Origin of the sequence: Streptomyces sp. NPDC127595, from assembly GCF_042671685.1 — a bacterium.
In the GTDB taxonomy this organism is placed as follows: Bacteria; Actinomycetota; Actinomycetes; order Streptomycetales; family Streptomycetaceae; genus Streptomyces.
The window spans coordinates 212,715-231,809 of sequence record NZ_JBHXWK010000011.1; the positions used below are offsets into that span (position 1 = coordinate 212,715).

General features: G+C 69.4%; 33 protein-coding genes. 29 read left to right on the forward strand and 4 right to left on the reverse strand.

Annotation, left to right across the window (positions count from 1 at the left end):
- Positions 1-339: 339 nt before the first annotated feature.
- A complete protein-coding gene (locus ACFVKT_RS31010; RefSeq protein WP_385737668.1) occupies positions 340-894 on the forward strand; it encodes a methylated-DNA--[protein]-cysteine S-methyltransferase in 555 nt (184 codons plus the stop codon).
- A gap of 74 nt (positions 895-968) precedes the next feature.
- On the opposite strand, the gene ACFVKT_RS31015 is transcribed toward ACFVKT_RS31010, so the two are convergent.
- On the reverse strand, positions 969-1,337 hold the full coding sequence (locus ACFVKT_RS31015) for a cupin domain-containing protein (RefSeq protein WP_385737670.1): 369 nt from the start codon (positions 1,335-1,337) through the stop codon (positions 969-971).
- A gap of 318 nt (positions 1,338-1,655) precedes the next feature.
- On the opposite strand from ACFVKT_RS31015, the gene ACFVKT_RS31020 reads away from it, so the two are divergent.
- The gene (locus ACFVKT_RS31020; RefSeq protein WP_385737672.1) at positions 1,656-3,260 is read left to right on the forward strand and encodes a recombinase family protein; all 1,605 of its coding nucleotides are present in this window, start codon (positions 1,656-1,658) and stop codon (positions 3,258-3,260) included.
- Here ACFVKT_RS31020 and ACFVKT_RS31025 read toward each other — a convergent pair.
- Both ACFVKT_RS31025 and ACFVKT_RS31030 read right to left on the reverse strand, forming a co-directional pair.
- Positions 3,187-3,732, reverse strand: coding sequence for a hypothetical protein (locus ACFVKT_RS31025; RefSeq protein ID WP_385737674.1), 546 nt, complete (start codon positions 3,730-3,732; stop codon positions 3,187-3,189). The genes ACFVKT_RS31020 and ACFVKT_RS31025 overlap by 74 nt on opposite strands.
- Before the next feature lie 13 nt (positions 3,733-3,745).
- Positions 3,746-4,207, reverse strand: coding sequence for a helix-turn-helix domain-containing protein (locus tag ACFVKT_RS31030; RefSeq protein WP_385737676.1), 462 nt, complete (start codon positions 4,205-4,207; stop codon positions 3,746-3,748).
- A gap of 238 nt (positions 4,208-4,445) precedes the next feature.
- On the opposite strand from ACFVKT_RS31030, the gene ACFVKT_RS31035 reads away from it, so the two are divergent.
- The 27 genes from ACFVKT_RS31035 to ACFVKT_RS31165 all read left to right on the forward strand — a co-directional run bounded on the left by ACFVKT_RS31035 (position 4,446) and on the right by ACFVKT_RS31165 (position 18,690).
- A complete protein-coding gene (locus ACFVKT_RS31035; RefSeq protein ID WP_385737678.1) occupies positions 4,446-4,670 on the forward strand; it encodes a helix-turn-helix domain-containing protein in 225 nt (74 codons plus the stop codon).
- A 5-nt stretch (positions 4,671-4,675) separates the two neighbouring features.
- The gene (locus ACFVKT_RS31040) at positions 4,676-4,861 is read left to right on the forward strand and encodes a hypothetical protein (protein ID WP_385737680.1); all 186 of its coding nucleotides are present in this window, start codon (positions 4,676-4,678) and stop codon (positions 4,859-4,861) included.
- A gap of 79 nt (positions 4,862-4,940) precedes the next feature.
- Entirely contained in the window at positions 4,941-5,159 is a 219-nt protein-coding gene (locus ACFVKT_RS31045; RefSeq protein WP_385737682.1) for a hypothetical protein, read from the forward strand.
- Positions 5,156-5,779 (forward strand): hypothetical protein, encoded by a 624-nt coding sequence (locus ACFVKT_RS31050; protein ID WP_385737683.1) that lies wholly within the window; start codon positions 5,156-5,158, stop codon positions 5,777-5,779. The genes ACFVKT_RS31045 and ACFVKT_RS31050 overlap by 4 nt, the downstream gene beginning before the upstream one ends.
- Positions 5,779-6,015, forward strand: coding sequence for a hypothetical protein (locus tag ACFVKT_RS31055; RefSeq protein WP_385737684.1), 237 nt, complete (start codon positions 5,779-5,781; stop codon positions 6,013-6,015). Before ACFVKT_RS31050 ends, ACFVKT_RS31055 begins: the two co-directional genes overlap by 1 nt.
- Positions 6,015-6,470, forward strand: a complete 456-nt coding sequence (locus tag ACFVKT_RS31060; protein WP_385737686.1) for a hypothetical protein — start codon at positions 6,015-6,017, stop codon at positions 6,468-6,470. The genes ACFVKT_RS31055 and ACFVKT_RS31060 overlap by 1 nt, the downstream gene beginning before the upstream one ends.
- Entirely contained in the window at positions 6,470-7,342 is an 873-nt protein-coding gene (locus ACFVKT_RS31065; RefSeq protein ID WP_385737688.1) for a PD-(D/E)XK nuclease-like domain-containing protein, read from the forward strand. The genes ACFVKT_RS31060 and ACFVKT_RS31065 overlap by 1 nt, the downstream gene beginning before the upstream one ends.
- A complete protein-coding gene (locus tag ACFVKT_RS31070; protein WP_385737690.1) occupies positions 7,339-8,226 on the forward strand; it encodes a hypothetical protein in 888 nt (295 codons plus the stop codon). Before ACFVKT_RS31065 ends, ACFVKT_RS31070 begins: the two co-directional genes overlap by 4 nt.
- Positions 8,223-9,056, forward strand: a complete 834-nt coding sequence (locus ACFVKT_RS31075; RefSeq protein WP_385737691.1) for an exonuclease domain-containing protein — start codon at positions 8,223-8,225, stop codon at positions 9,054-9,056. The genes ACFVKT_RS31070 and ACFVKT_RS31075 overlap by 4 nt, the downstream gene beginning before the upstream one ends.
- A gap of 5 nt (positions 9,057-9,061) precedes the next feature.
- Complete coding sequence (locus tag ACFVKT_RS31080) at positions 9,062-9,424, forward strand: hypothetical protein (RefSeq protein ID WP_385737693.1); 363 nt, start codon at positions 9,062-9,064, stop codon at positions 9,422-9,424.
- The gene (locus tag ACFVKT_RS31085) at positions 9,424-9,795 is read left to right on the forward strand and encodes a hypothetical protein (RefSeq protein WP_385737695.1); all 372 of its coding nucleotides are present in this window, start codon (positions 9,424-9,426) and stop codon (positions 9,793-9,795) included. The genes ACFVKT_RS31080 and ACFVKT_RS31085 overlap by 1 nt, the downstream gene beginning before the upstream one ends.
- Positions 9,792-10,079, forward strand: coding sequence for a hypothetical protein (locus ACFVKT_RS31090; RefSeq protein ID WP_385737697.1), 288 nt, complete (start codon positions 9,792-9,794; stop codon positions 10,077-10,079). Before ACFVKT_RS31085 ends, ACFVKT_RS31090 begins: the two co-directional genes overlap by 4 nt.
- Positions 10,072-10,557 (forward strand): RusA family crossover junction endodeoxyribonuclease, encoded by a 486-nt coding sequence (locus ACFVKT_RS31095; RefSeq protein WP_385737699.1) that lies wholly within the window; start codon positions 10,072-10,074, stop codon positions 10,555-10,557. Before ACFVKT_RS31090 ends, ACFVKT_RS31095 begins: the two co-directional genes overlap by 8 nt.
- The gene (locus ACFVKT_RS31100; RefSeq protein ID WP_385737701.1) at positions 10,554-10,937 is read left to right on the forward strand and encodes a hypothetical protein; all 384 of its coding nucleotides are present in this window, start codon (positions 10,554-10,556) and stop codon (positions 10,935-10,937) included. Before ACFVKT_RS31095 ends, ACFVKT_RS31100 begins: the two co-directional genes overlap by 4 nt.
- A complete protein-coding gene (locus ACFVKT_RS31105) occupies positions 10,934-11,524 on the forward strand; it encodes a WhiB family transcriptional regulator (protein ID WP_385737703.1) in 591 nt (196 codons plus the stop codon). Before ACFVKT_RS31100 ends, ACFVKT_RS31105 begins: the two co-directional genes overlap by 4 nt.
- Positions 11,521-11,712 carry a transcription factor WhiB gene (locus ACFVKT_RS31110; RefSeq protein WP_385737705.1) on the forward strand — a complete coding sequence of 64 codons (192 nt, stop codon included), beginning with the start codon at positions 11,521-11,523 and terminating at the stop codon, positions 11,710-11,712. Before ACFVKT_RS31105 ends, ACFVKT_RS31110 begins: the two co-directional genes overlap by 4 nt.
- A gap of 134 nt (positions 11,713-11,846) precedes the next feature.
- Positions 11,847-12,227 (forward strand): hypothetical protein, encoded by a 381-nt coding sequence (locus tag ACFVKT_RS31115; RefSeq protein ID WP_385737707.1) that lies wholly within the window; start codon positions 11,847-11,849, stop codon positions 12,225-12,227.
- Positions 12,224-13,039 carry a DUF2303 family protein gene (locus ACFVKT_RS31120; protein WP_385737708.1) on the forward strand — a complete coding sequence of 272 codons (816 nt, stop codon included), beginning with the start codon at positions 12,224-12,226 and terminating at the stop codon, positions 13,037-13,039. The genes ACFVKT_RS31115 and ACFVKT_RS31120 overlap by 4 nt, the downstream gene beginning before the upstream one ends.
- An 80-nt stretch (positions 13,040-13,119) precedes the next feature.
- Positions 13,120-14,937: an AAA family ATPase gene (locus ACFVKT_RS31125; protein WP_385737710.1), complete on the forward strand. Its 1,818-nt coding sequence runs from the start codon at positions 13,120-13,122 to the stop codon at positions 14,935-14,937.
- 50 nt (positions 14,938-14,987) lie between these two features.
- Complete coding sequence (locus ACFVKT_RS31130) at positions 14,988-15,911, forward strand: hypothetical protein (protein WP_385737712.1); 924 nt, start codon at positions 14,988-14,990, stop codon at positions 15,909-15,911.
- Positions 15,912-15,920: 9 nt separating this feature from the next.
- The gene (locus ACFVKT_RS31135; RefSeq protein WP_385737714.1) at positions 15,921-16,088 is read left to right on the forward strand and encodes a hypothetical protein; all 168 of its coding nucleotides are present in this window, start codon (positions 15,921-15,923) and stop codon (positions 16,086-16,088) included.
- Positions 16,085-16,237 carry a hypothetical protein gene (locus tag ACFVKT_RS31140; RefSeq protein WP_385737716.1) on the forward strand — a complete coding sequence of 51 codons (153 nt, stop codon included), beginning with the start codon at positions 16,085-16,087 and terminating at the stop codon, positions 16,235-16,237. The genes ACFVKT_RS31135 and ACFVKT_RS31140 overlap by 4 nt, the downstream gene beginning before the upstream one ends.
- Positions 16,237-16,581 carry a hypothetical protein gene (locus ACFVKT_RS31145; RefSeq protein ID WP_385737718.1) on the forward strand — a complete coding sequence of 115 codons (345 nt, stop codon included), beginning with the start codon at positions 16,237-16,239 and terminating at the stop codon, positions 16,579-16,581. Before ACFVKT_RS31140 ends, ACFVKT_RS31145 begins: the two co-directional genes overlap by 1 nt.
- Positions 16,578-17,342 carry a hypothetical protein gene (locus ACFVKT_RS31150; RefSeq protein WP_385737720.1) on the forward strand — a complete coding sequence of 255 codons (765 nt, stop codon included), beginning with the start codon at positions 16,578-16,580 and terminating at the stop codon, positions 17,340-17,342. Before ACFVKT_RS31145 ends, ACFVKT_RS31150 begins: the two co-directional genes overlap by 4 nt.
- Before the next feature lie 2 nt (positions 17,343-17,344).
- Positions 17,345-17,593, forward strand: a complete 249-nt coding sequence (locus ACFVKT_RS31155; protein WP_385737722.1) for a hypothetical protein — start codon at positions 17,345-17,347, stop codon at positions 17,591-17,593.
- A 2-nt stretch (positions 17,594-17,595) separates the two neighbouring features.
- Positions 17,596-17,874, forward strand: coding sequence for a hypothetical protein (locus ACFVKT_RS31160; RefSeq protein ID WP_385737723.1), 279 nt, complete (start codon positions 17,596-17,598; stop codon positions 17,872-17,874).
- A gap of 96 nt (positions 17,875-17,970) precedes the next feature.
- Complete coding sequence (locus ACFVKT_RS31165; RefSeq protein ID WP_385737725.1) at positions 17,971-18,690, forward strand: hypothetical protein; 720 nt, start codon at positions 17,971-17,973, stop codon at positions 18,688-18,690.
- Positions 18,691-18,809: 119 nt separating this feature from the next.
- Here ACFVKT_RS31165 and ACFVKT_RS31170 read toward each other — a convergent pair whose 3' ends face one another.
- Positions 18,810-19,073 (reverse strand): hypothetical protein, encoded by a 264-nt coding sequence (locus ACFVKT_RS31170; protein ID WP_385737727.1) that lies wholly within the window; start codon positions 19,071-19,073, stop codon positions 18,810-18,812.
- Positions 19,074-19,095 lie beyond the last annotated feature (22 nt).

Genomic DNA, 19,095 nt, shown 5'->3' on the forward strand with positions numbered 1-19,095 from the left:
CGGAAATCCACGGATTGCCCCCACCCTCAGGACCGCGAGAACGGTCAGGGTCGAGGCAGAGAGTATGACTCCCACCGGAACGGTCGAACGCTTTTCCGGCAAAGAATTACGGCCTCGCCCCACTTGTGCGGCGCCGGTGTGCGGACTTGGGCAACTCCGTTCATTGTGTGGTTTTCCCGCACCCTCCCCTGTGGATATTCCAGTGACGACCTGACACTGAGCTACGACTGTCTACTTTCTGTGGTCCACCCGGCTCCGGGCGGTCGGCGAGCGGGCCCCGGTCGGGGGCCGGCGTCCACGCCGCGGGCGTTGTCAGTGGTGCGTCGTACGGTGGATCGCATGAACAGCCACGGGCAGTACGAGCAGCAGGTCGTGTGGGTGGTCGTCGGCACGGACATCGGTCCGCTGCTGCTGGCGGCGACGCACGACGGCCTGGTGAACGTCGTGTTCCACGCCACCGACGTGGTGCGTGACAAGGCGCTCGACCGGCTCGCGTCACGTCTGGGCAGCCAGCCCGTCGAGGCACCCGACTCCCCGCTCCTGGCCGAGGCGATACGTCAGCTGACGGCCTACTTCGCCGGTGAGCGGCGCGACTTCGAGCTGCCGCTGGACTGGTCGCTGATATCCGGGTTCAACCGCCAGGTGCTGCGCGAGCTTGCGTCCGGCGTTCCGTACGGCGCGGTCGTGGGCTACGGCGACCTGGCCGGGCGGGTCGGCCAGCCGCGCGCGGCGCAGGCCGTGGGCGTGGCCATGGGCTCGAACCCGCTGCCGGTCGTCGTGCCCTGCCACCGGGTCGTCGAGAGCGACGGCGGCATAGGCGGCTTCGGCGGCGGTCTGGAGACGAAGCGGAGGCTTCTCGCGCTGGAGGGAGTGCTTCCGGAGCCGCTGTTCTGACCGGTGCTCCGCTCGGCACTCCTCAACTCTCTCGTGTCCCGGGGCGCGGGCGATGCGAACCGCCGAGCAGGCCGTCAGAGGCTGATCTGGTACGCCTTGCGGAGGGTCTCGTGGACCGTCCAGGTCGTGCGGTCGCCCTCGCGGAGGATCGCCGCGTCGCCGGGGCCGACGTCGATGACGGCACCGCCCTCGCCCTCGACCTCGATCGTGGCGCGGCCGCTGACGACGACGAAGAGCTCGTTCGCCTCGGTGTCGGTCACGACGCCGGGCGTGATCTGCCAGATGCCGCGCAGCTGCTTGCCGTCCGCCGACTCCCACAGGACCTTGCCCGTCACGACCGGGTCGCCGGAGAGGATCTGGGCCGGGTCCAGCGGCTCCGGTTCGAGCTCCACCTCGGGGATGTGCACGGCGAAGGAGGGCGTGGCCTGGGAGTTCGTGGTCATGGGCGGTCACCCTAAACGCAGGCCGGCGCCGAGGGTGCGGGCGGGGTGCCCCGCTTCGAAAAAGGCCCTGGCGCGGAGGGTGGCCGGACGGCACGGCTGGTAGCAGACTCCGCCATGCGCACAGCCGCTGGCGTCCGAAGCAACGGGGCTGAAGGGACGGCGATCAGGCATGAGCGGAAACAGGGCAGTCGCGTATCTCAAGCCGGGTGCGGTGGAGGTCAGGACCATCGACCGCCCGACGCTTGAACTGCAGGACGGGCCAGGAGTGGCCCCAGCGAATGCACCCCAGAGACCATTGTGTGCGGCTAGGGTGCTGCCATGCCGATCGCTCCCGAATACCTCCATATGGTCTACCCCGGCGAGGTCTTCAACGCCCTGCTCTACGGCCGCAACTCGGTCGACCCCCACAAGAAGGGTCGCTCCGTCGAGGACCAGCTCACCGACGGCCGAGACATCTGCCACCGGTTCGAGTGGCCCATCGTCCGAGAGTTCAAAGACACCGGCATCTCCGCTTCCCGCCACGCACGCCGCCAGCGCGACGACTTCGAGGAACTCCTCGACACCATCCGATCCGGCGTCGCCCGCATCGTCGTCGCCTACGAGGCATCCCGCTACTACCGCGATCTTGAGGCGTACGTCCGTATCCGCAACGCCTGCTACGACGCAGGCGTCCTGCTCTGCTACAACGGCCAGGTCTACGACCTTTCCAAGCGGGAGGACCGTAAGGCCACCGCAATGGACGCGATCGCTGCCGAGGACGAGGCCGAGGGGATCCGCGACCGGAACCTTCGCACGGCCCGGCTCACAGCTGAAGCCGGCGGCGTCTGGGGGAAACTGCCATTCGGGTACGCGCGGAAGTACAACGAGAACACAGGCGACCTGGTAGGCCAGTTCGAACACCCAACGCAAGGCCCCATCGTGCTCAAAGCACTGCAGCACATCGATGCCGGCGGCAGCCTCCACTCTCTGGTGAAGTGGCTCAAGAGCGAGACCGACGCCGCACGCCAGGACGGCAGCAGATGGAACGACCACCTCGTCAAATACATGCTGCTGAACCGTGTGTACCTCGGTGAGCGGCTGCACCACGGGAAGGCCGTCAAGGGCACCTGGGAGCCACTCAAAGGGCTGGACACCCCGGATGGGCGCAGGCTGTTCCGGAGGGTCACGAAGATCCTCACTGACCCGTCTCGCGGGGGGCAGATCGACTCTCGTGTTGAGCACATGCTGTCGCGTCTCGCGTTGTGCGGCGAGTGTGGAGACGATCATCTACTCAAGGCCACCCAGATGGGTGCGAGGCACCAACGCAGGCTCATCTACCGGTGTGCGGAGAATGGCGACACCACGATCCGGGAGGACGTCCTCGACGGGTATGTGGAGGAGGGTCTCCTGGGGTGGCTGCGGGAGAAGGAACAGGCACGTGCCGCTCTGATCCCGGACCAGGAGCAGGTAGCGGAGGAAGTACGCCAGGCCCAAGACCTGCTGGATGTGTACCAGGAGGAGTTGGACGAAGCTCGGAAGCTGAACCGCACGCGCAACGAGCAGGGGAGGCCCTTGCTGTCGCTGGCTTCCTTCTCGCAGTTGGAGCTGGAGCTACTCCCGAAGATCGAGACGTTGCAGGAGCGACTCACGTCCGTGACGGGTGTGCCGTTGCTGATCCAGGATCTGCTCAGCGCCGCGGAGCCGGGGGACATGTGGTTCGGGACGGCCGACCATCCCGCGATGCCGATGGAGCAGAGGCGGGAGGCGATCCGCCGGATCGTCACGGTGCGACTCTTCAAGGCCCGCAAGCGGGGAGTCCGGACGATCGAGCCGGGCAGGATCACGCTGTCGTTCGTCGGTACTCCAGGCTTCAGGGACCGACTACTCCGTGCTCGCGGGACCGCTCCCGCTCTGCGGCCCGTTCCTGCTGCGGGAACTGAATGAGGTTGCCGGGCTCGGACTTCTTCGGGCTCAGCATGCCGGCCCGTTCCATCTGCACGCCTGTGGTGAACGCTTCGGTCGCGAGCTGGGCCCGCTTCTCCTCGAATGCTGCTTCCATCTTTCGCCGCTCGGCAACGAGGGTGGCCGCGACGCGGGCCCGCTCGGCCGCCATGTCCCTGTTGAGGCGGGCCTGTTCGTTCTCCAGGGCGGCCTGCGCTGCGACGTAGCGGCTCCGCTCGGCTTGGGCTTCTCGCGTGGACGCGGCCAGGATTCGCCGTTCGTCGCCCGTGTCAGTGGTCCAACGCCTGATCGCGACCATGGCTATCAGGGTCAGTGCCGTCATGGTGAGGCACGCCCCGCCGAGGGAGCGTGCCAGGTCGTTGCGCACGATGCCGTAGAGGATCACTGAGATTCCTCCGGCCATGACTGCCACCGCGGACACTGCGGTGGCCTTGGTGCCGGCCGTCAGATCCATGAGTACCCCCGCCTCACATCTGTGCTGCTGTTCCTCCGGGGGCTTCGCCAGTGTCGTTTGCCTGGTCCTGCGGCTGCGTCAGCTTCTCGACAGCGCCGAAGAACATCATCTTGCCCACGTCGTCTTTGATGCCGAGTCGCTCCGCCGCTTCCTCCGGAGTGATAGGTCCCGACCATACCTGTGACTGTTTAGTTTCGGACAGTGTCCGATGGGACTGAAGGAACTCGGGGGGCAAGAGGGCGGCCAGGACCGCCAGTTCAAGCGGGTCGGCGTCGATGACGTTCGCGAGCGCCGGGAAGTACTTGATGTCCGGGACTTTCAGGCCACGGACGAGCCGGGACACGGTGCTGGGGGACATGCCTGTGTCGTCGGCCAGGCGCTGCTGGGACTTGTAGCCGTCGTAGCCGGCGCGTTTGAGGGCTGGAAGGACGACCGCGAAGAAGCGTTCTGCGTGGCCTTGGGGGGCATCCGTCATGTCCCGACACAGTACCTGCCGCGCGAGGCAGTAGCCAGAGATTGCCTCGCGCGCAAGGGTGGCCAATCGGCCACTGACCTGCATTAACACAGGTCACTCCCGCTATCGAACAAGCGTTCGCATGGAAAAAATCTACTGCCGCGCGTGAGCCCTGCCTTGCGCGGCAGGCAATGTGTGTGCCAAAGTCTGCCTCGTGAGGCAGAAACCCACCGCTACCTGCGGAAGGAGGAGCACGCACGTGTACCAGCTGAACGTCAAGAAGCTCAGGGCCAAGGCCCGCGAACGCGGTGACAAGAGCGGCTACGCGATTCAGAAGCGGACCGGGATCAACAACTCCACCGTCTACCGGATCCTCCGCGGAGCGACACAACCTGACCTGATCACGGCTCTCCGTCTCGCGGAGGTCTACGACGTCGACCTCCGCACCCTGATGGAACGCATCGACGGCGAGTCCGTCGCGTGAGCGGCATGTCCGCCGCTGAAGCGGCAGCCGCACGCCGGCGGGCCCTCCTCGGCGACGACGTGATTGCCCACATCCACGAGTGCGTCGCCGCCGCTCCGGAGCCCACTCCCGACGTCGTCGAGGCCCTCCGTCGGATCTTCACCCGTCCTGCCGGCCGTGTGTCGCAGGCCTCGGCGGTCGACGCCGCCTGACGAAAGCGGGGCCACCCGGACCATGCCCGGTCCAGGAAGCCCCTCGGCACCCTCATCCACTCAGAAAGAAGAGGTAACCGTGACCACTCAGATTACCGGCCCCGAGAACACGACGGGCGACTTGGTTGCCCCGAACGGCAAGGTCTGGCGCGTCACCCAGCACACGCGGAACGGTGCGGCGCTGTACGTGATCGACGGTGTTGACCCGGAGAAGTGCCCGCGTTTGGTGATGTCGACGCGGATGGAGCTTGAGGAGATCTTCGGCGCGGAGCTGCTGCCTCTGGGCGGTGCCGCGTGAATACGAGGCTCGTGAACACGGCGGCGGGTGTGATCAACGCGGCGCTGATGCAGAACCGTACGGCTGCGGGTATCGCGCTGGCGTTGGAGTCGGCGCAGTTGCTGATGTCGCCGGAGACTGCGGCCGAGCTGGTAGAGCTGCGGCGGCAGTTGGAGTCGGCGCGTGTCGACGGCGCGCGGTTGATCCGGTCCGAGCAGCGGACGGCGGAGCTGGAGGCCGTCCTCGGTACGCATCGGAAGGACGACCAGGCCGAGCTGGAGCGGCTGCGGGCTCGGGTCGCCGAGTTGGAGGTCGGCCTGCCCGTCATGCAGAAGGCGCTCTTCAAGGCCCTCGACCGGGTTGCCGAGCTGGAGCGCCGCATCGAGGCCGAAGAGTGCCGCTGCCCGGAGCCCGCTCCCCTGTGTGAGGGCTGCCGCTGCAAGTGCCACACGCCGCCGCGTGAGGGGACGGTCGATGAGGACCCGATCGTGTTCGCGCTGACGCCGAAGGCCGAGGCCGCAGTCGACAGGCTGACCGCGCTGCTCGCTCCGACGCAGGCCCTCCGCGAGGACGCGCACGACTCGCCGCTGCACCACGACTACCGCGTGGGCCGGGATCTGCCCGAGTCGGGCGGTGCCTGATGCCCGAGTTGATCACGCGCCGGGGGTACCTCCTCGCCGCCATACAGGCCGACGGCCGCCCGCTCACTACGCGGCACGCCATCAGCATCCTCGCCCGCAGCCCCTGGCCCACGTCCGGCCGGAACACGGTCCGCAAGGACCTCCGAAACCTGGCCGCGCGGGGCGTGCTCACCGCGGTCATCGACGACAAGGGCCGCCGCATCTACCACCCCACGACCACGAAGGACGGTGCCTGATGGCGACTGGCCCCGAGCACTACCGCGAGGCCGAGCGCCTCCTGAAGAAGGTCACTCACTACTCCTGGGGCGACGGCGCAGACCCGGTCACGGGCGCGGCCCTGGCCGCCGAGGCGCAGGTGCACGCGACGCTCGCCCTCGCCGCCGCGCAGAGCCCGGCAGCCAGCGGCGCGCAGCCGGAGACGACGGACGTGTACGTCTACCGCGCCGCGTGGGGCATGACCCCGCTCGGCACGTACACCATCTCCGACGCCGCCCGCGAGCACTGCGAGGCCGATGCCCTCAACAACTCCCCGGAGTTCGCGGGCGGCATCTTCGACTGGATCGGCGACGAGTCCGAGCCTGACGACCCGTACGAACTGGTCGTCGCGAAGGACGGCGTCGAGAACACGACGGATTACACCGTCACCCGCATCGAAGTTGCCTCCGAGTACGACCCGGAGGCCGACGCCTGATGACGACCACCACCCCGGCCGCCGGCCCGGCACTCACCGTCGAGCCCGGTATCCACCAGATGACCAACGAGGAGTACCACGCCGACCGCGGCAGCCTCTCCTCCAGCGGCGCCCGTCTCCTCCTCCCGCCGTCCTGCCCGGCCCTGTTCCGGCACGCGCAGGACACCCCGCAGGAGCCGAAGAAGACGTTCGAACTGGGCACCGCCGCGCACAAGCTGGTCCTCGGCGAGGGCCCCGACCTGGTTCAGGTCGACGCGGACAAGTGGACGACGAACGCCGTCAAGGCCGAGGTCGCCGCAATCCGCGAAGAGGGCGGTATCCCGCTCAAGCCGGCCGAGTACGAGCAGGTCCACTCGATGGCCGACGCCCTGCGACGGCACCCGATCGCCGCGGCCCTGTTCGACCCGGCGCGCGGGAAGCCGGAGCAGTCCCTGTTCTGGCGTGACCGGCCCACTGGCGTCATGCGGCGGGCCCGCTTCGACTGGCTGCCCGACGCGCGGTCCGGGCGCCTGATCATCCCGGACTACAAGACGTGCCGTAGCGCCGAACCGGCCGCGCTCGCGCGGGCGGTGCAGGAGTTCGGCTACCACCAGCAAGACGACTGGTACCGGGCAGCTGCCCGCGCCCTCGACCTCGCCGACGACAGTGCCGCGTTCGTCTTCGTCTGCCAGGAGAAGACCGCCCCGTACGTCGTGACGGTCGTCGAGATGGACGCCGAAGCCCGCCGCATCGGCGCCGCCCGCAACCGGCGCGCACTCGAAGTCTTCGCCGAGTGCACCGAGTCCGGCGTCTGGCCCGGCTACAGCGACGAGATCGCCTACCTCTCCCTGCCCACGTGGGCCGCCGTCCGTGACACCGAGGAGTACCTGTGAACTACCCCGTCGAGCGCCCGGCCCCGGCCACCGCTCCGGCCCGCATCGGACAGGGCACCGCAGTCGAGCAGTCCCGCGCCGTGGCCGAAGTCCAGGCCGCAATCGTCGTCGCGCAGCAGGTACCCCGCGATATCAACGCCGCGATCGCCGAGATGCGCCAGTCCTGCCGACAGATCTTCCTCGCCGAGCGCGCGTTCTTCCGCTACTCCCGCGGCTCTGGAAACATCACCGGCGCCAGCGTGCACCTCGCCCGGGAGCTGGCCCGCTGCTGGGGCAACATCCAATACGGGCTCGTCGAGATGCGCCGCGACGACGAGTTCGGACAGTCCGAGATGCAGGCCTTCGCCTGGGACGTCGAGAAGAACTCCCGCAACAGCAGCACTTTCATCGTCCCTCACAAGAGGGACCAGAAGGGCGGCCCCAAGCAGCTCGTCGACATGCGGGACATCTACGAGAACAACGCCAACAACGGCGCCCGCCGCGTCCGTGAGGCGATCTTCGCGATCCTCCCGCCGTGGTTCGTCGAAGAGGCGAAGCAGATCTGCACGAAAACGCTGGCCGACGGCGGGGGGAAGCCTCTGCCTCAGCGCATCGCCGACGCGATCCGCGTGTTCGAGGGCATCGGAATCGTCCAGGACCGCATCGAGACGAAGCTTGGCCGACCGTCGGGGAAGTGGACGGAGCACGATGTTGCTCAGCTGCTTGTCGCGTTCCAGTCGATCCAGCGCGGTGAGGTCACGGCGGATGAGGAGTTCCCGCTGCCTCGCGTGACGGTCGACGAGATCAAGCAGCAGGCCACGACTCCCGCGGCTGCCCCTGCGGTTGAGCAGGGCGAGCAGGGATGGCCGGCGGCCGCCCAGCCCGGTACGGGGGCCCGCCCATGACCGCCTGGCACCTGGAGCACATGGCGGCCCTTGACTTCGAGTCCAGCGACAAGGACTCCGAGACGGCCCGCATCGTCACCTGCGCCCTCATCCTCGGCGGCGTCGGCCGCGGCATCGACGCCCGCACCTGGACGCTCAACCCCGGCATCCCGATGGAGCCCGAGGCCATCAAGGTGCACGGCATCACCGACGAGTACGCCGCCGAGCACGGCATGCCCGCAGAGCAGGGCGTCGGCGAGATCGCTAAAGCCATTGCCGAAGTCGTCGCCGCCGGCATCCCGCTGGTCGGCCACAACATCGGCGGCTACGACCTCAACCTCCTCGACCGCGAGTGCCGCCGTCACCTCGGCGACAGCCTCGAAGGGATCTGCCGTCAGCCGATCACGCGGGTCGTCGACACGATGGTCCTGGACCGGCAGTGCGCCCCGTTCCGGAAGCGGATCTCGGAGACGCAGGGCCCGTACCAGATGCGGACCACGGCCGAGACGTACGGCCTGGAGTGGGATGAGGACCAGGCCCACGGCGCCGAGTACGACGCGCTCATGTCCGCGCGCGCCGCGTACCGGATCGGCGTCATCGCGCACACCCCGTACCGGGCCAGGCCCGCGTGGGTGCTCGCACTGCGGCCGAACCGCTTCAACTCCCTGCGGGGCATCACCGTCGAGGAGCTGCACGAGAGGCAGGTGAAGTGGTTCCGCGAGGACGCTGCGAACTACCAGTCGTGGCTGCGGAACGAGGAGAAGGCCAAGGACAAGTACGACCCGTCCGCGGTCATCGATGGTCACTGGCCGCTGCGTCCGCTCCCCGCACAGGCGGGTGACGGTTCATGACGCCCATGACCCGAGCCCAGGCCGACCAGGCCCGGCAGCTCCTCAGCTTCGTAGCCGCGGCCGACAGCGACGGCGTCCTCCTCGCCCTCCGCGACCTCCGGCACGCCGACCAGAACCGCACCGACTCAGCCGCCGTCGTCCGCGCACTGCGCGGGGCGCAGGCCCTCGCCTGGCGGCTCATCGACGGCGAAGTCGAACGGACCGCGTTCCGGTCGACGGTCGCCCGCCTGGTCGTCGCGAACAACCGCGGCGACGACTACAGCCTCTCCGACCTCGCCTCCCATCTGGAGCAGGCCGGGATCGAGCTGAAAGACGACTACAACATCGCGGACGACCTCGCCCGCGCGACAGAAAGCGAGGTGTGGTGATGTTCGTTTCCCGACACCGCTACGAGCGCGACATGGCCGCGCTGCGCGCCGATGCCGAGCGGCTGCGTGCCGAGCGGGACACCGCCCGCGATGAACGTGACGCTTTCCGGACGGCTGCCAAGACGAGCGCGGAACAGTTCGTCACGGCCGACGCCGCGCTGATGCGCCAGCTCGTCGACGCGGAGAAGAGCCGCACGGCGGTAGCCGTCGTCTTGGGCGAGCCGCTCATCGAGGGCGGACGTTCCGGCCGTCCGGTCCGCCCCGAGGCGGTCGCGCTCCGCGAGCGGGACCGGGCCCGTCTCCTCGAGCGGCGGCTCGCCGAGGTCCAGGCCGCCAACGAGTCGGCATGCCTGGCAGGTGAGCACGCATGAACGACCAGACCACCATCGGCGCGGCCATCCTGCTGTCCGCCTGCATCCTCGGCGCCCTCGCGGCCCGCTGGTACGTCCGGCCCGAACCGACCGCCAAGCACCGCGCGCCAGCGAACCCCCTGCTGCTCCGCCCCGTCGAGGCCCTCGACAGGTCCGCGGCGCTGTGCAGCACGGAGAACAGGGTCACGCTCCACGCCCGGACCCGGATCACGCGGCAGCTGATCTGCATGGACTGCCGCAACCCGAGCCGCGACCCGCTCGCCGAGGAGGCCCGGAATGCCTGAGCCCACCATCAGCATCACCGTCCACGGCCTCCCCGCACCCCAGGGCTCGAAGCGCCACATGGGCAACGGCGTCATGGTCGAGTCCAGCAAGAAGGTCAAGCCGTGGCGGCAGGACGTCAAGCACTCCGCCCTCGCGATCACCGAGCAACTCGCCGACTGGACTGTCCTCGACGGCCCCCTCGCCGTCGCCATGACGTTCACCTTCGCCCGGCCCAAGGGGCACTACCGCACGGGCCGCAACGCCCACCTGCTGCGCGACGCGGCACCCGCCCGCCCCGCCGGAACGCCGGACCTGTCCAAGCTGGTCCGCTCCACCGAGGACGCCCTCACCGGCGTCGTGTGGAAAGACGACGCCCGGGTTGTCGAGTATGTGCAGCTCGGCAAGTGGTACGCGGAGACCGACGCCGACGACGTGCTGTCGGTGCCCGGCTGCGTCATCCACGTCTGGACGCTGAACGCGCCGGCGGTGACCTCATGATCGAGATCACCGTCCGCCTCAAGCCCGGCCGCGCACGCCACTTCGCCGGGCTCCTCCGCACCGCCGCCGCCATCGAAGCCGACCGCGGACAGGCCAAGGCATTCCGCGGCGCCGCGCGTCACCTCGAACACGCGACCCGGCCACTGCGCTACACCCCGCCCGTGAAGCGCCCCCGCCACCGGGAGATCGACGAGGAAGCCGTACAGCGCGTCGTCCGCGGCCTGCGCCCGTACCCCGTCCTCTCCCCGGCAGAGGCCCGCCTCGCCTGCCGCCGCCTCACCGCGGCACGCGTGGCCGCCTCGGAGATCGCAGACCGAGTGAGGACCACACAGCGCACCGTCAACCGGTGGCGCGCCGAAGACCAGGCGGTGACCCGATGACGACCCGCGCCCCCGACACCCTCGAACCCGCAGGCCAGTGGGTCAAGCAAGGCGCCTGCCGCGTCGAGCCGGACGCCATGTTCCCAGGCAGCACCGTGCTTGAGATCGAGCACGCCAAGAGCTACTGCCGAGCATGCCCAGTCATCGAAGCCTGCGCGCAATGGGCCCTCGACACCCGCGAGGAGTACGGCGTCTGGGGCGGCCTCAGCGAAACCGAACGCCGCTCCCTCCTCCGCAGCAAACAACGCTGGGGATTGAACAACGCGGCCCTCGCAGCCCGCATCGCCAAGGCCCGCCGGCCACCCAGGGACCAGACACCCGAGCCCAGCACGCTCGCCGAGATTGTCGCCGCCCGCACCTCGCAGCTCGAAGGCGGACACCTCGCCTGGACCGGCCCCAAGAAGCTGCACTTCGGGGGGCAGGTCTACACCCACAAGCAGGCCTGCTACATCGCCGACCGCGGGCACTTCCCCGACGGGCAGGTGACGTCGGACTGCGGCATCACACGCTGTGTCCTGCCCGGCCATCTGATCTCGGTGGGCGAGCGCACGCAGTGGGCCGCCTCCCGGGCGGGCGTGGCCGCGTGACCGGCCCGTGGATCGGCGGACTCGCCGTACGCCGTATGGAGCCCGGCCAGACCGCCATCGCCGACTTCCTGTGCACCGCCTGCGGCACCCACCGCCGCGTCGCAGGCCGCGCCAAGGTCGCCGACTTCGTCCGCTCCAACCCCATCGCCGACCACCGGGCCAACTGCCCAGCCAACAAAGCCACTTGACCGGCGGCCGACCTGACAGCGCCACCCCCAGCGCTGCGGCCGCCCCGGGTGCACCCCGACTTCCCCCAAGCAGGGGTGCACCCGGCCCACCAAAACCACACCAGCACCACCAACACGAAAGGCACCACCAGCACATGACAACCCAGCACGAGACCGAGGCCGAGGCACAGCCCGCCGAGTTCGCCGCCTTCATCGTCCAGCACGTCGGCGGCCGCGCCCACGAAGAGATCAGCGCCGAAATGCACGCCCTCCTCGCCGCCGTCAACGAGCACGGCAAGAAGGGCCAGCTCGTCATCAAGCTCACCGTCGAACCGCCCAAGGGCCACATCGACGGCGACCCCGTCGTCATCTCCATCGACTCCGAGCTGAAGGCCCCCAAGGCGTCCGGCACGCCCTCCCTCTACTTCGTCGATCCCGAGGGCAACGCCAGCCGCAACGACCCCCGCCAGACCGCGGCATTCGACGTCCGCGACCTGCCCACCACCAAGACCGAGATCAAGGACATCCAGAAGTGACTGACACCGAAACCAGCGTCCAGGCCGTCGCCTCACTCGCCCAGCAGGCACTCGCCCCCAAGGAAGTCGAGGTCGGCCAGGTGTACCTCGTCGCCACGGCGAACGGCGGCATCCAGGAATTCGACCTCAGCGGCCCCCAGTACACCGGCCAGCTCGACCGCAAGACCGGCACCACCACCGTCCGCGACGCCGCTTCCTTCCTCGTCTACTACGGCAAGCACAAGGACGACGCCACCGAGGTCTACTCCGACGTCGAAACCCTCACCGTCACCGCCGTCCTCAACGCCCACTCCGCCGAGGAAGCCGACTTCGGCGACCACCGCCTCATCCTCGGCCTCCGCCGCACCAAGGCCTGGCAGGACTGGCTGAGCAAGGACGGGAAGCTCCTCGACCAGGACCCGTTCGCCAACTTCCTCGAGGACCAACTCCCGTACCTGGAGACCCCCGACTCCGCGACCATGCTGGAAATCGCCCAGTCGATCAAGGCCAGCACCAAGGCCGAATTCCAGTCGAGCAGCCGACTCCAGTCCGGCGAGCGGAAGCTGATCTACACCGAGGACACCAAGGCCACCGCCGGCGGCAAGGGCGAGATCGCGATCCCGGAGACCTTCACCATCGTCGTCCCGCCCTTCGAAGGCGCCGACGCCTACCGGATGACGGCCCGCTTCAAGTACCGCATCGACCGCGGCGTCCTCCTCCTCGGCTACAAGCTCGAACAGCCCGAAGAGCGTGTGAAAGCCGCCTTCGCGGACGTCCTCACCGACATCGCCGAGGGCCTGGACACGCCGATCCTGAACGGCTCCCCAGCCTGACCCGCCCCGCGGGCGGGAGCCACCAGCCCCCGCCCGCGGCACCCCTCCCCACCACCACGCACCACCGAGGAGACCCGCACGTGGACAACGTCCGCCACATCCCGCGCGACACGGCGGACGACGACGGCCTCAACCGCACATCCCCCCACGACGCCGAGGCCGAAGAGTACGTCGTCGGCATCGTCATGCACTCCCGCCAGGCCTACGACGAGTGCGCCCTCCTCATCACCCGCGAGGACATCTACAACCGCTCACTCCGCCTCATCTGGGACACCGCCGCAGGCATCTACGCCACCGGGCAGGAGTGCCACCCCGCCCTCATCCGCGCCGAGATCGAGAAGCAGGGCGACCTCAACCGCGTCGAGGGCGGCAACCTGATCTACCGGCTCGGCAGCCAGACCATCAGCCCCCTCATGGCCGCCGCCTTCGCCGAGCGCATCGCCGAAACCGCACGCCAGCGCCGCTACGACGCCCACTCCACAGCGCTGAAAGCCGCCATCGACCGCAAGGCCGAAGGCGACGAACTCGCCGCGCTCGTAGCCGACTTCCAGCAAGTCGAAGCCCTCCGCGAGAACACCGGCCGCGGCCCCGCCCACCTCGTCGCCTCACTCCTCAACTGGGACGACTTCTTCACCACCGACTTCGGCGCCATCCAGCTCCTGCCCGGCAAGCTCATGGGCCCCGGCCAGCAGATCACCCTCGTCGGCGACGGCAAGGCCGGCAAAAGCCTGTTCACCCAGGAGTGGATGTGGCGCATGGCCACCGGCCAGGGCTTCCTCGGCGACCACCCGCAGGAGCCCGTCCGCATCCTCTACCTCGACGCCGAGAACGGGCAGGAGCAGGTCCAGGAACGCTTCCTCTCCTTCGGCGCCGGACCGCGCGCCATGGGCCAGCTCAAGTACGCCTCGTTCCCGCCCATCCGCCCCCTCGACACCGCAGGCGGAGGCGCCGACCTCATCGCCCTCGTCAAAGCCACCGGCGCCCAACTCGTCGTCATCGACACCGTGTCCCGCTTCATCGGCGGACCCGAGAACGACGCCGACACCTGGCTCTCCCTCTACCGCCACACCCTCCTCCCCCTGAAGCGCGACCGCATCGCGTCCGTACGCCTCGACCACTTCGGCAAGGACAAGGACCGCGGCGGCCGAGGCTCCTCCGCCAAGACACAGGACGTCGACCACGTGTGGGAGCTGGGCTACCAGGGCGGCGGCACCCTCACCCTGCGCCGCACCCACACCCGCACCGGCATCGGCCCCGACAGCTTCGTCATCCTCCGCCAGGCCCGCCGCGACGGCGACAACTGGGCCCTCGGCGGCACCCGCCACGTCCTGATGACGTACGAGAACGAACCGCTCTCCGGCATGGCCACCATCCCCGGAACCGACGAGTACATCACCGCCGCCCTGGACCGCGCCGGCGTGCCCCTCGACGCCGGAAACCGGGTCGTGAAGTCGAAGCTCGCCGACCTCCAGATCGCGGCCGGCTCCGAGAAGGTCAGCCGCATCGTCAAGGCCCGCCAAAACCGGGCCAAAACGGATCACGGCAACGTTCCCCCGGAGCGTTCCCCCGACCCGTTCCCGGAGACGTTCCCGGGGAACGTTCCCCGGAACGCATCACAGGAGCATAACGGTGCAGGTCAAACGTTCCCCGGTAACACCGGGGGAACACCAGGAACGCCCCCCGTTCCCCCCGTCCCTCCCTCCAGAGGAGGGACGGGGGAGGGAACGCAGGAACACCACGAACCCCAAGAACCCCTCTGCACCGTCTGCCGAAAGCCCCTCAACGGCTACCGACTCGAACGCGGATACGACACACACCTCAGCTGCGACCCCGAAACCGGCAGCCACCCCGACAGACCCCAACACCCCACGACAGACGACGAACACGGCGCCGCATGACCGCGCCGTCATCCGGTTCCGCCAACCCACGCACATATAGGGAAACGATCATGACCGACCAGACAGCCGGCCCCCGCTGCGGCAACAACCCGAACTTGCAACTCACCCCCGGCGACCGGAAGGCCGTCGACGACTTCAAGGCCCGCCTCGCGCTCCAGGCCGCCGCCAAGCCGTACATCGACAGCGCGGTCTGGGTGGACGGCGATCCGCTGATGGAGGTCATCGCAGTCACCATCTGGCAGCGCTGCGCCCACAACGACGAGAACATGCCGCAGCTCGTGCTCGATGACCCGCGCACCATCGCTGCGTTCGCCGCTGCTGTGGCGCGCGCCGCCGCCGTTGTCCCGGTGCCTGCACCCACCGACCGGGCGGCCCTCGACCGCGTGCGCGCCCTGCACCTGCCCAAGCCGGACGGCAGCGGCTTCCCCGACAGCATGCAGTGCCGGACGTGCAGCTACGACGGCGGCGATGGCTACCAGTACCTCGTGCCGTGGCCGTGCCCGACTGTCGAGGCCGCCGACGAGGAACTGCGCCGTGTGGCCGACGAGACACAGCAGCCCACGGACCGCCCGTCGTGCCCGGATCCTATCGAGTGCGGGCACGAAGCCGCGCTCGGCCAGGCCGAGATGAAGCTGGAGCAGGTCCACGCGACTGCCACGGCGTGGGCCCGCGAATTGATGACCGAGCCGACCCGTGTCGCAGGCCTGCACCTGCTGCGGATCCTTGACGGAGCCGAGGCGCAGCAGCCCGAGACGCAGGCCGAAGACCCAGCGCGCATCGACCGCCTGCGGCCCGAGTTCTTTGAGCACGCCAGCGTCGAAGCGATCGACAGCCAGGTCCGGCGGGCGCAGACGCAGCACCGCGCGTGGGGGAACCGGGAGCGAACGCTGAACATCCTGCGGCAGGCCCGGGTCAAGCAGATGGAACTCGGCGAGTGGCCCGCCGCCGTGTCCCAGCCCGGCAAGGAGCGATGAGACATGGTCATGAGCGGCGGAGGATTCACCGGCATCAGCCTCGCAGGCACCTGGGAATGCGGCGCCTGCGGTGCGACCGGCGACGGCTGGTACACGGAGGAGGACGGGCTCGTCGTGCATGACCAGGACGGGCAGCCCTTCGCCCCCGACGACCACGATTGCGGGGAGGCGTCGTGATCCAAGTCCTCGCCTTCGTCGCCCTCATCATCCTCGCGACCGGCACACCCCTCGCCGCACCCGCCATCCGCCACCGCACAGGCCCCACATGGGCCCGCGGACCCGTACGAGCCGCCCACTACGCCCGCACCCGCACCAGGAGGCCCTGATGCGCCGCCTCACACACACCCTCGCCTGCCTCTACGCCCTCGTCGCCTGCGGCCTCGTGCGCTGCGCCATGGTCAGCGCTGAGAACGGCGCACCGCACTACACCGCGTTCTTCGCCGCCGGCGCGATCCTCCTCAGCACAGCGATCGCCCACCACGCCTACCACCGCGACGAGTTGCGCGCCGCGCTCGTACGCCTCGAACGCGCCAGCCGACCGCCCGCGACGCCTGCCACCGACATGGTCGTCGCCGTCGCGATGGCCGGATGGTGCTGCGACGCATGGGCCGCAACCGCCGGCCGCGACCACGACCCCACACAGTGCACCCGAAAGGACCAGACCACATGACCGACCAGATCGCCTCCGACAACGAGCCGACCAGCCTGCCCATGGCCCTCATCGAACTCCGACACGCCCGCTCCGAGATCGCCCGGCTCACACCGTTCGTCGCTGTGGCCGATGGGGCGTCGCGCGCTGCCGAGCACTGGGAGGCTGAGGCGAAGCGCTTCAAGGAGGACTATCTCAAGGCGTGCGGGACCATCGCCGAGATGCACTCCGCAGCGGTGGGCCGGAGTGATCGTGGCCCGATCCGGGGCGTCATCGAGGACGTGGCCGACGTCCGCGAGGCGATGCTCCGCGCCGAGGCCGAGCGGGACGGCGCGTACCGCGAACGCGCCCAACTCCTCGCCTGGCTCGCCACCCTCCACGGCCCGAACGCAGTCCTCGCCCCCGCCCTCGACATCGACGACGAAAACCGCTGGCACCTGCTCTTCCTCACCGTGGCTGGCCGACAGATGTCCTGGCACATCGCACCGCGAGACCTCGAACTCCTGACCCACGTCGAACGCGTCGACGTCGCCGACCCCCGCGCGCAATGGGACGGCCACACCACCGAGGAGAAGTACCAGCGGATCCGCACTCTGCCGTGGGGCGAGATGCGCGACGCCGTACGCACACCCGGGCCCGCTGACGAAGCCCTCGTCCGCCTGCTCGCGCTCCTCGAACAGCCCTGGCTCGCCGAGCCTCACTCGGACGGCCACGACCACGTGTGCCCCGACGACGTACGCAAGGCCGTCCTCGCCGCCCTCGACGAGCCCAAGGAGAAGTGACCATGCACGAGCGCGCCACCGAACCCGTACGCATCCCCGAACTCACAGCCGAGCAACGCGAACAGATGCTCCGGTCCGTGGCGGCCGTCACCGCCGGACTCCGACAGGTCGCCGAGGCCTTCGTCCCTGTCGTCGCTGCCGCTGCACAGCAGTTCACCCAGATCGCGAAGGCACTCCAGGACGCGGGCTACCTCGACGAGGAGTACAAGCCCATCCAGGCCGCCGACCGACCCGCACAGAGGAGGCGCTGACCATGCCCACCCAGCAGAGCTTCGATGCACTCCTCGACGCCTACGCGCAGCGCGGCGAAGCCCTCGCCCGCGTCAGCGCCCTCGTCGACCCCATCCTCAACGGACCACGCACCGACCCCAGCGAGCGCACCAAGCGCGGGCTCGCACACCGGATCAGCGTCGCCATCCTCCCGACCACAGCCGAGCGGTCGTGCACCTTCCAGCAGGGGCACGACGCGCACACGTGGCCGTACGGCCCTGGCGAGAGCGCCGTGTTCTGCCCCGGCCTGCCCCGAGCCTGAGCATGACGAAGGGGCGCGCGCCCGATCTCCCCAGACCACAGCGCACGCCCCTCAGGTGCTGGACACCGTACCGCCCCGCACGCCCCAGGAGCAGCGATGACCACCACCACCGCCACACACCTCATCACCGTCCTCCGCCACTGGAACGACCTCCACGACGCCCTCGGCACCCGCGCCACCCGAACCTGGCCCCCCGCCGGACGCATGACCGACTACCTCACCGCCCTCGACCGCCTCGACGACGAGGAACAGGAAGCCGAACGCCACCGCGCCCTCGCCCTCCGCACCCTGGAGCGCGACCCCTCCCAGCCCGGACACTCCGCCGCCCCCCTCCGCATCCCGCTCCTCGACACCATGCGCACCGTGCAGGCCGCCCTCGTCGAATGCGCCGACATCACCGCGGCCGCCGTCCAGCGCTCCCCCATGGGGCTCCTACCCGCGTCGTATCCGGCCGCCGACCGCGCCCGTCGCGAACTCCTCGCCATGAAGGACGCCCACGATCTGCGCCGCTGGAAGTGGACCGGCACGAGGACCGCGCAGGAGGCCGCGCTGTGGCTGTACTGCCGCATCACCGACCAGCACGGCCCGTTCCGGCCGCTCGCCGAGGAGCAGCGGGCCCACATCGGCGCTGTCGCCGCGGGCGCGGCCGAGCGTGTGGAGCGCGCGTTGGACATCGCGGTACAGCGCGCACCCCTCGCCAAGCGCTGCCCCGACTGCGACGGCCAGCTGGAGATGCACGGCGGGGCCGGCGCATCCCCGGTCGCGCACTGCACGAGCTGCGGGCGGATCTGGGCAGAGGGCGTGATCGCCGCCTAGTTGTGGCAGCACGAGGCCCGCCGTCCCCATAGGGTGCGGCGGGCCTTCGAGGGTGCCCCCCTCTGTGATGCAACGTCGACGGTACGCGCGCGGGCAGCAGGGCGGAAGACCGCGTGCGGCTACTCCTCGGCCACCGGAGGCTTGCCCTTCAGGTCCGTGCGCCACCCCGGCCGCGTGACCCGCGTCCGGAAGTACGGCGCAGCCAGCCGGTAGTCCACAGCTTTCGAGCTCCCGATCTGGACGACAGGCGGGAACTGCGGATCGTCCTGGGAAATCTTCGACACGCGCTGATGGGTGATGCGTTCGACGATTCCGTCGGCAACGAGCCTGCGTGCTAGCTCGCGGAAAGACACCATGTCCGGCCCTCCTTCGGCCTCGGCCATGGGCACCATCCTGTCTGACCTT

Coding starts and splice junctions, on each gene's coding strand:
- ACFVKT_RS31010 (WP_385737668.1), top strand. CDS start 340: ATGAACAGCCACGGGCAGTACGAGCAGCAGGTCGTGTGGGTGGTCGTC.
- ACFVKT_RS31015 (WP_385737670.1), bottom strand. CDS start 1,337: ATGACCACGAACTCCCAGGCCACGCCCTCCTTCGCCGTGCACATCCCC.
- ACFVKT_RS31020 (WP_385737672.1), top strand. CDS start 1,656: ATGCCGATCGCTCCCGAATACCTCCATATGGTCTACCCCGGCGAGGTC.
- ACFVKT_RS31025 (WP_385737674.1), bottom strand. CDS start 3,732: ATGGATCTGACGGCCGGCACCAAGGCCACCGCAGTGTCCGCGGTGGCA.
- ACFVKT_RS31030 (WP_385737676.1), bottom strand. CDS start 4,207: ATGACGGATGCCCCCCAAGGCCACGCAGAACGCTTCTTCGCGGTCGTC.
- ACFVKT_RS31040 (WP_385737680.1), top strand. CDS start 4,676: ATGTCCGCCGCTGAAGCGGCAGCCGCACGCCGGCGGGCCCTCCTCGGC.
- ACFVKT_RS31055 (WP_385737684.1), top strand. CDS start 5,779: ATGCCCGAGTTGATCACGCGCCGGGGGTACCTCCTCGCCGCCATACAG.
- ACFVKT_RS31060 (WP_385737686.1), top strand. CDS start 6,015: ATGGCGACTGGCCCCGAGCACTACCGCGAGGCCGAGCGCCTCCTGAAG.
- ACFVKT_RS31065 (WP_385737688.1), top strand. CDS start 6,470: ATGACGACCACCACCCCGGCCGCCGGCCCGGCACTCACCGTCGAGCCC.
- ACFVKT_RS31075 (WP_385737691.1), top strand. CDS start 8,223: ATGACCGCCTGGCACCTGGAGCACATGGCGGCCCTTGACTTCGAGTCC.
- ACFVKT_RS31080 (WP_385737693.1), top strand. CDS start 9,062: ATGACCCGAGCCCAGGCCGACCAGGCCCGGCAGCTCCTCAGCTTCGTA.
- ACFVKT_RS31085 (WP_385737695.1), top strand. CDS start 9,424: ATGTTCGTTTCCCGACACCGCTACGAGCGCGACATGGCCGCGCTGCGC.
- ACFVKT_RS31090 (WP_385737697.1), top strand. CDS start 9,792: ATGAACGACCAGACCACCATCGGCGCGGCCATCCTGCTGTCCGCCTGC.
- ACFVKT_RS31095 (WP_385737699.1), top strand. CDS start 10,072: ATGCCTGAGCCCACCATCAGCATCACCGTCCACGGCCTCCCCGCACCC.
- ACFVKT_RS31100 (WP_385737701.1), top strand. CDS start 10,554: ATGATCGAGATCACCGTCCGCCTCAAGCCCGGCCGCGCACGCCACTTC.
- ACFVKT_RS31105 (WP_385737703.1), top strand. CDS start 10,934: ATGACGACCCGCGCCCCCGACACCCTCGAACCCGCAGGCCAGTGGGTC.
- ACFVKT_RS31115 (WP_385737707.1), top strand. CDS start 11,847: ATGACAACCCAGCACGAGACCGAGGCCGAGGCACAGCCCGCCGAGTTC.
- ACFVKT_RS31130 (WP_385737712.1), top strand. CDS start 14,988: ATGACCGACCAGACAGCCGGCCCCCGCTGCGGCAACAACCCGAACTTG.
- ACFVKT_RS31135 (WP_385737714.1), top strand. CDS start 15,921: ATGAGCGGCGGAGGATTCACCGGCATCAGCCTCGCAGGCACCTGGGAA.
- ACFVKT_RS31145 (WP_385737718.1), top strand. CDS start 16,237: ATGCGCCGCCTCACACACACCCTCGCCTGCCTCTACGCCCTCGTCGCC.
- ACFVKT_RS31150 (WP_385737720.1), top strand. CDS start 16,578: ATGACCGACCAGATCGCCTCCGACAACGAGCCGACCAGCCTGCCCATG.
- ACFVKT_RS31155 (WP_385737722.1), top strand. CDS start 17,345: ATGCACGAGCGCGCCACCGAACCCGTACGCATCCCCGAACTCACAGCC.
- ACFVKT_RS31160 (WP_385737723.1), top strand. CDS start 17,596: ATGCCCACCCAGCAGAGCTTCGATGCACTCCTCGACGCCTACGCGCAG.
- ACFVKT_RS31165 (WP_385737725.1), top strand. CDS start 17,971: ATGACCACCACCACCGCCACACACCTCATCACCGTCCTCCGCCACTGG.
- ACFVKT_RS31170 (WP_385737727.1), bottom strand. CDS start 19,073: ATGGCCGAGGCCGAAGGAGGGCCGGACATGGTGTCTTTCCGCGAGCTA.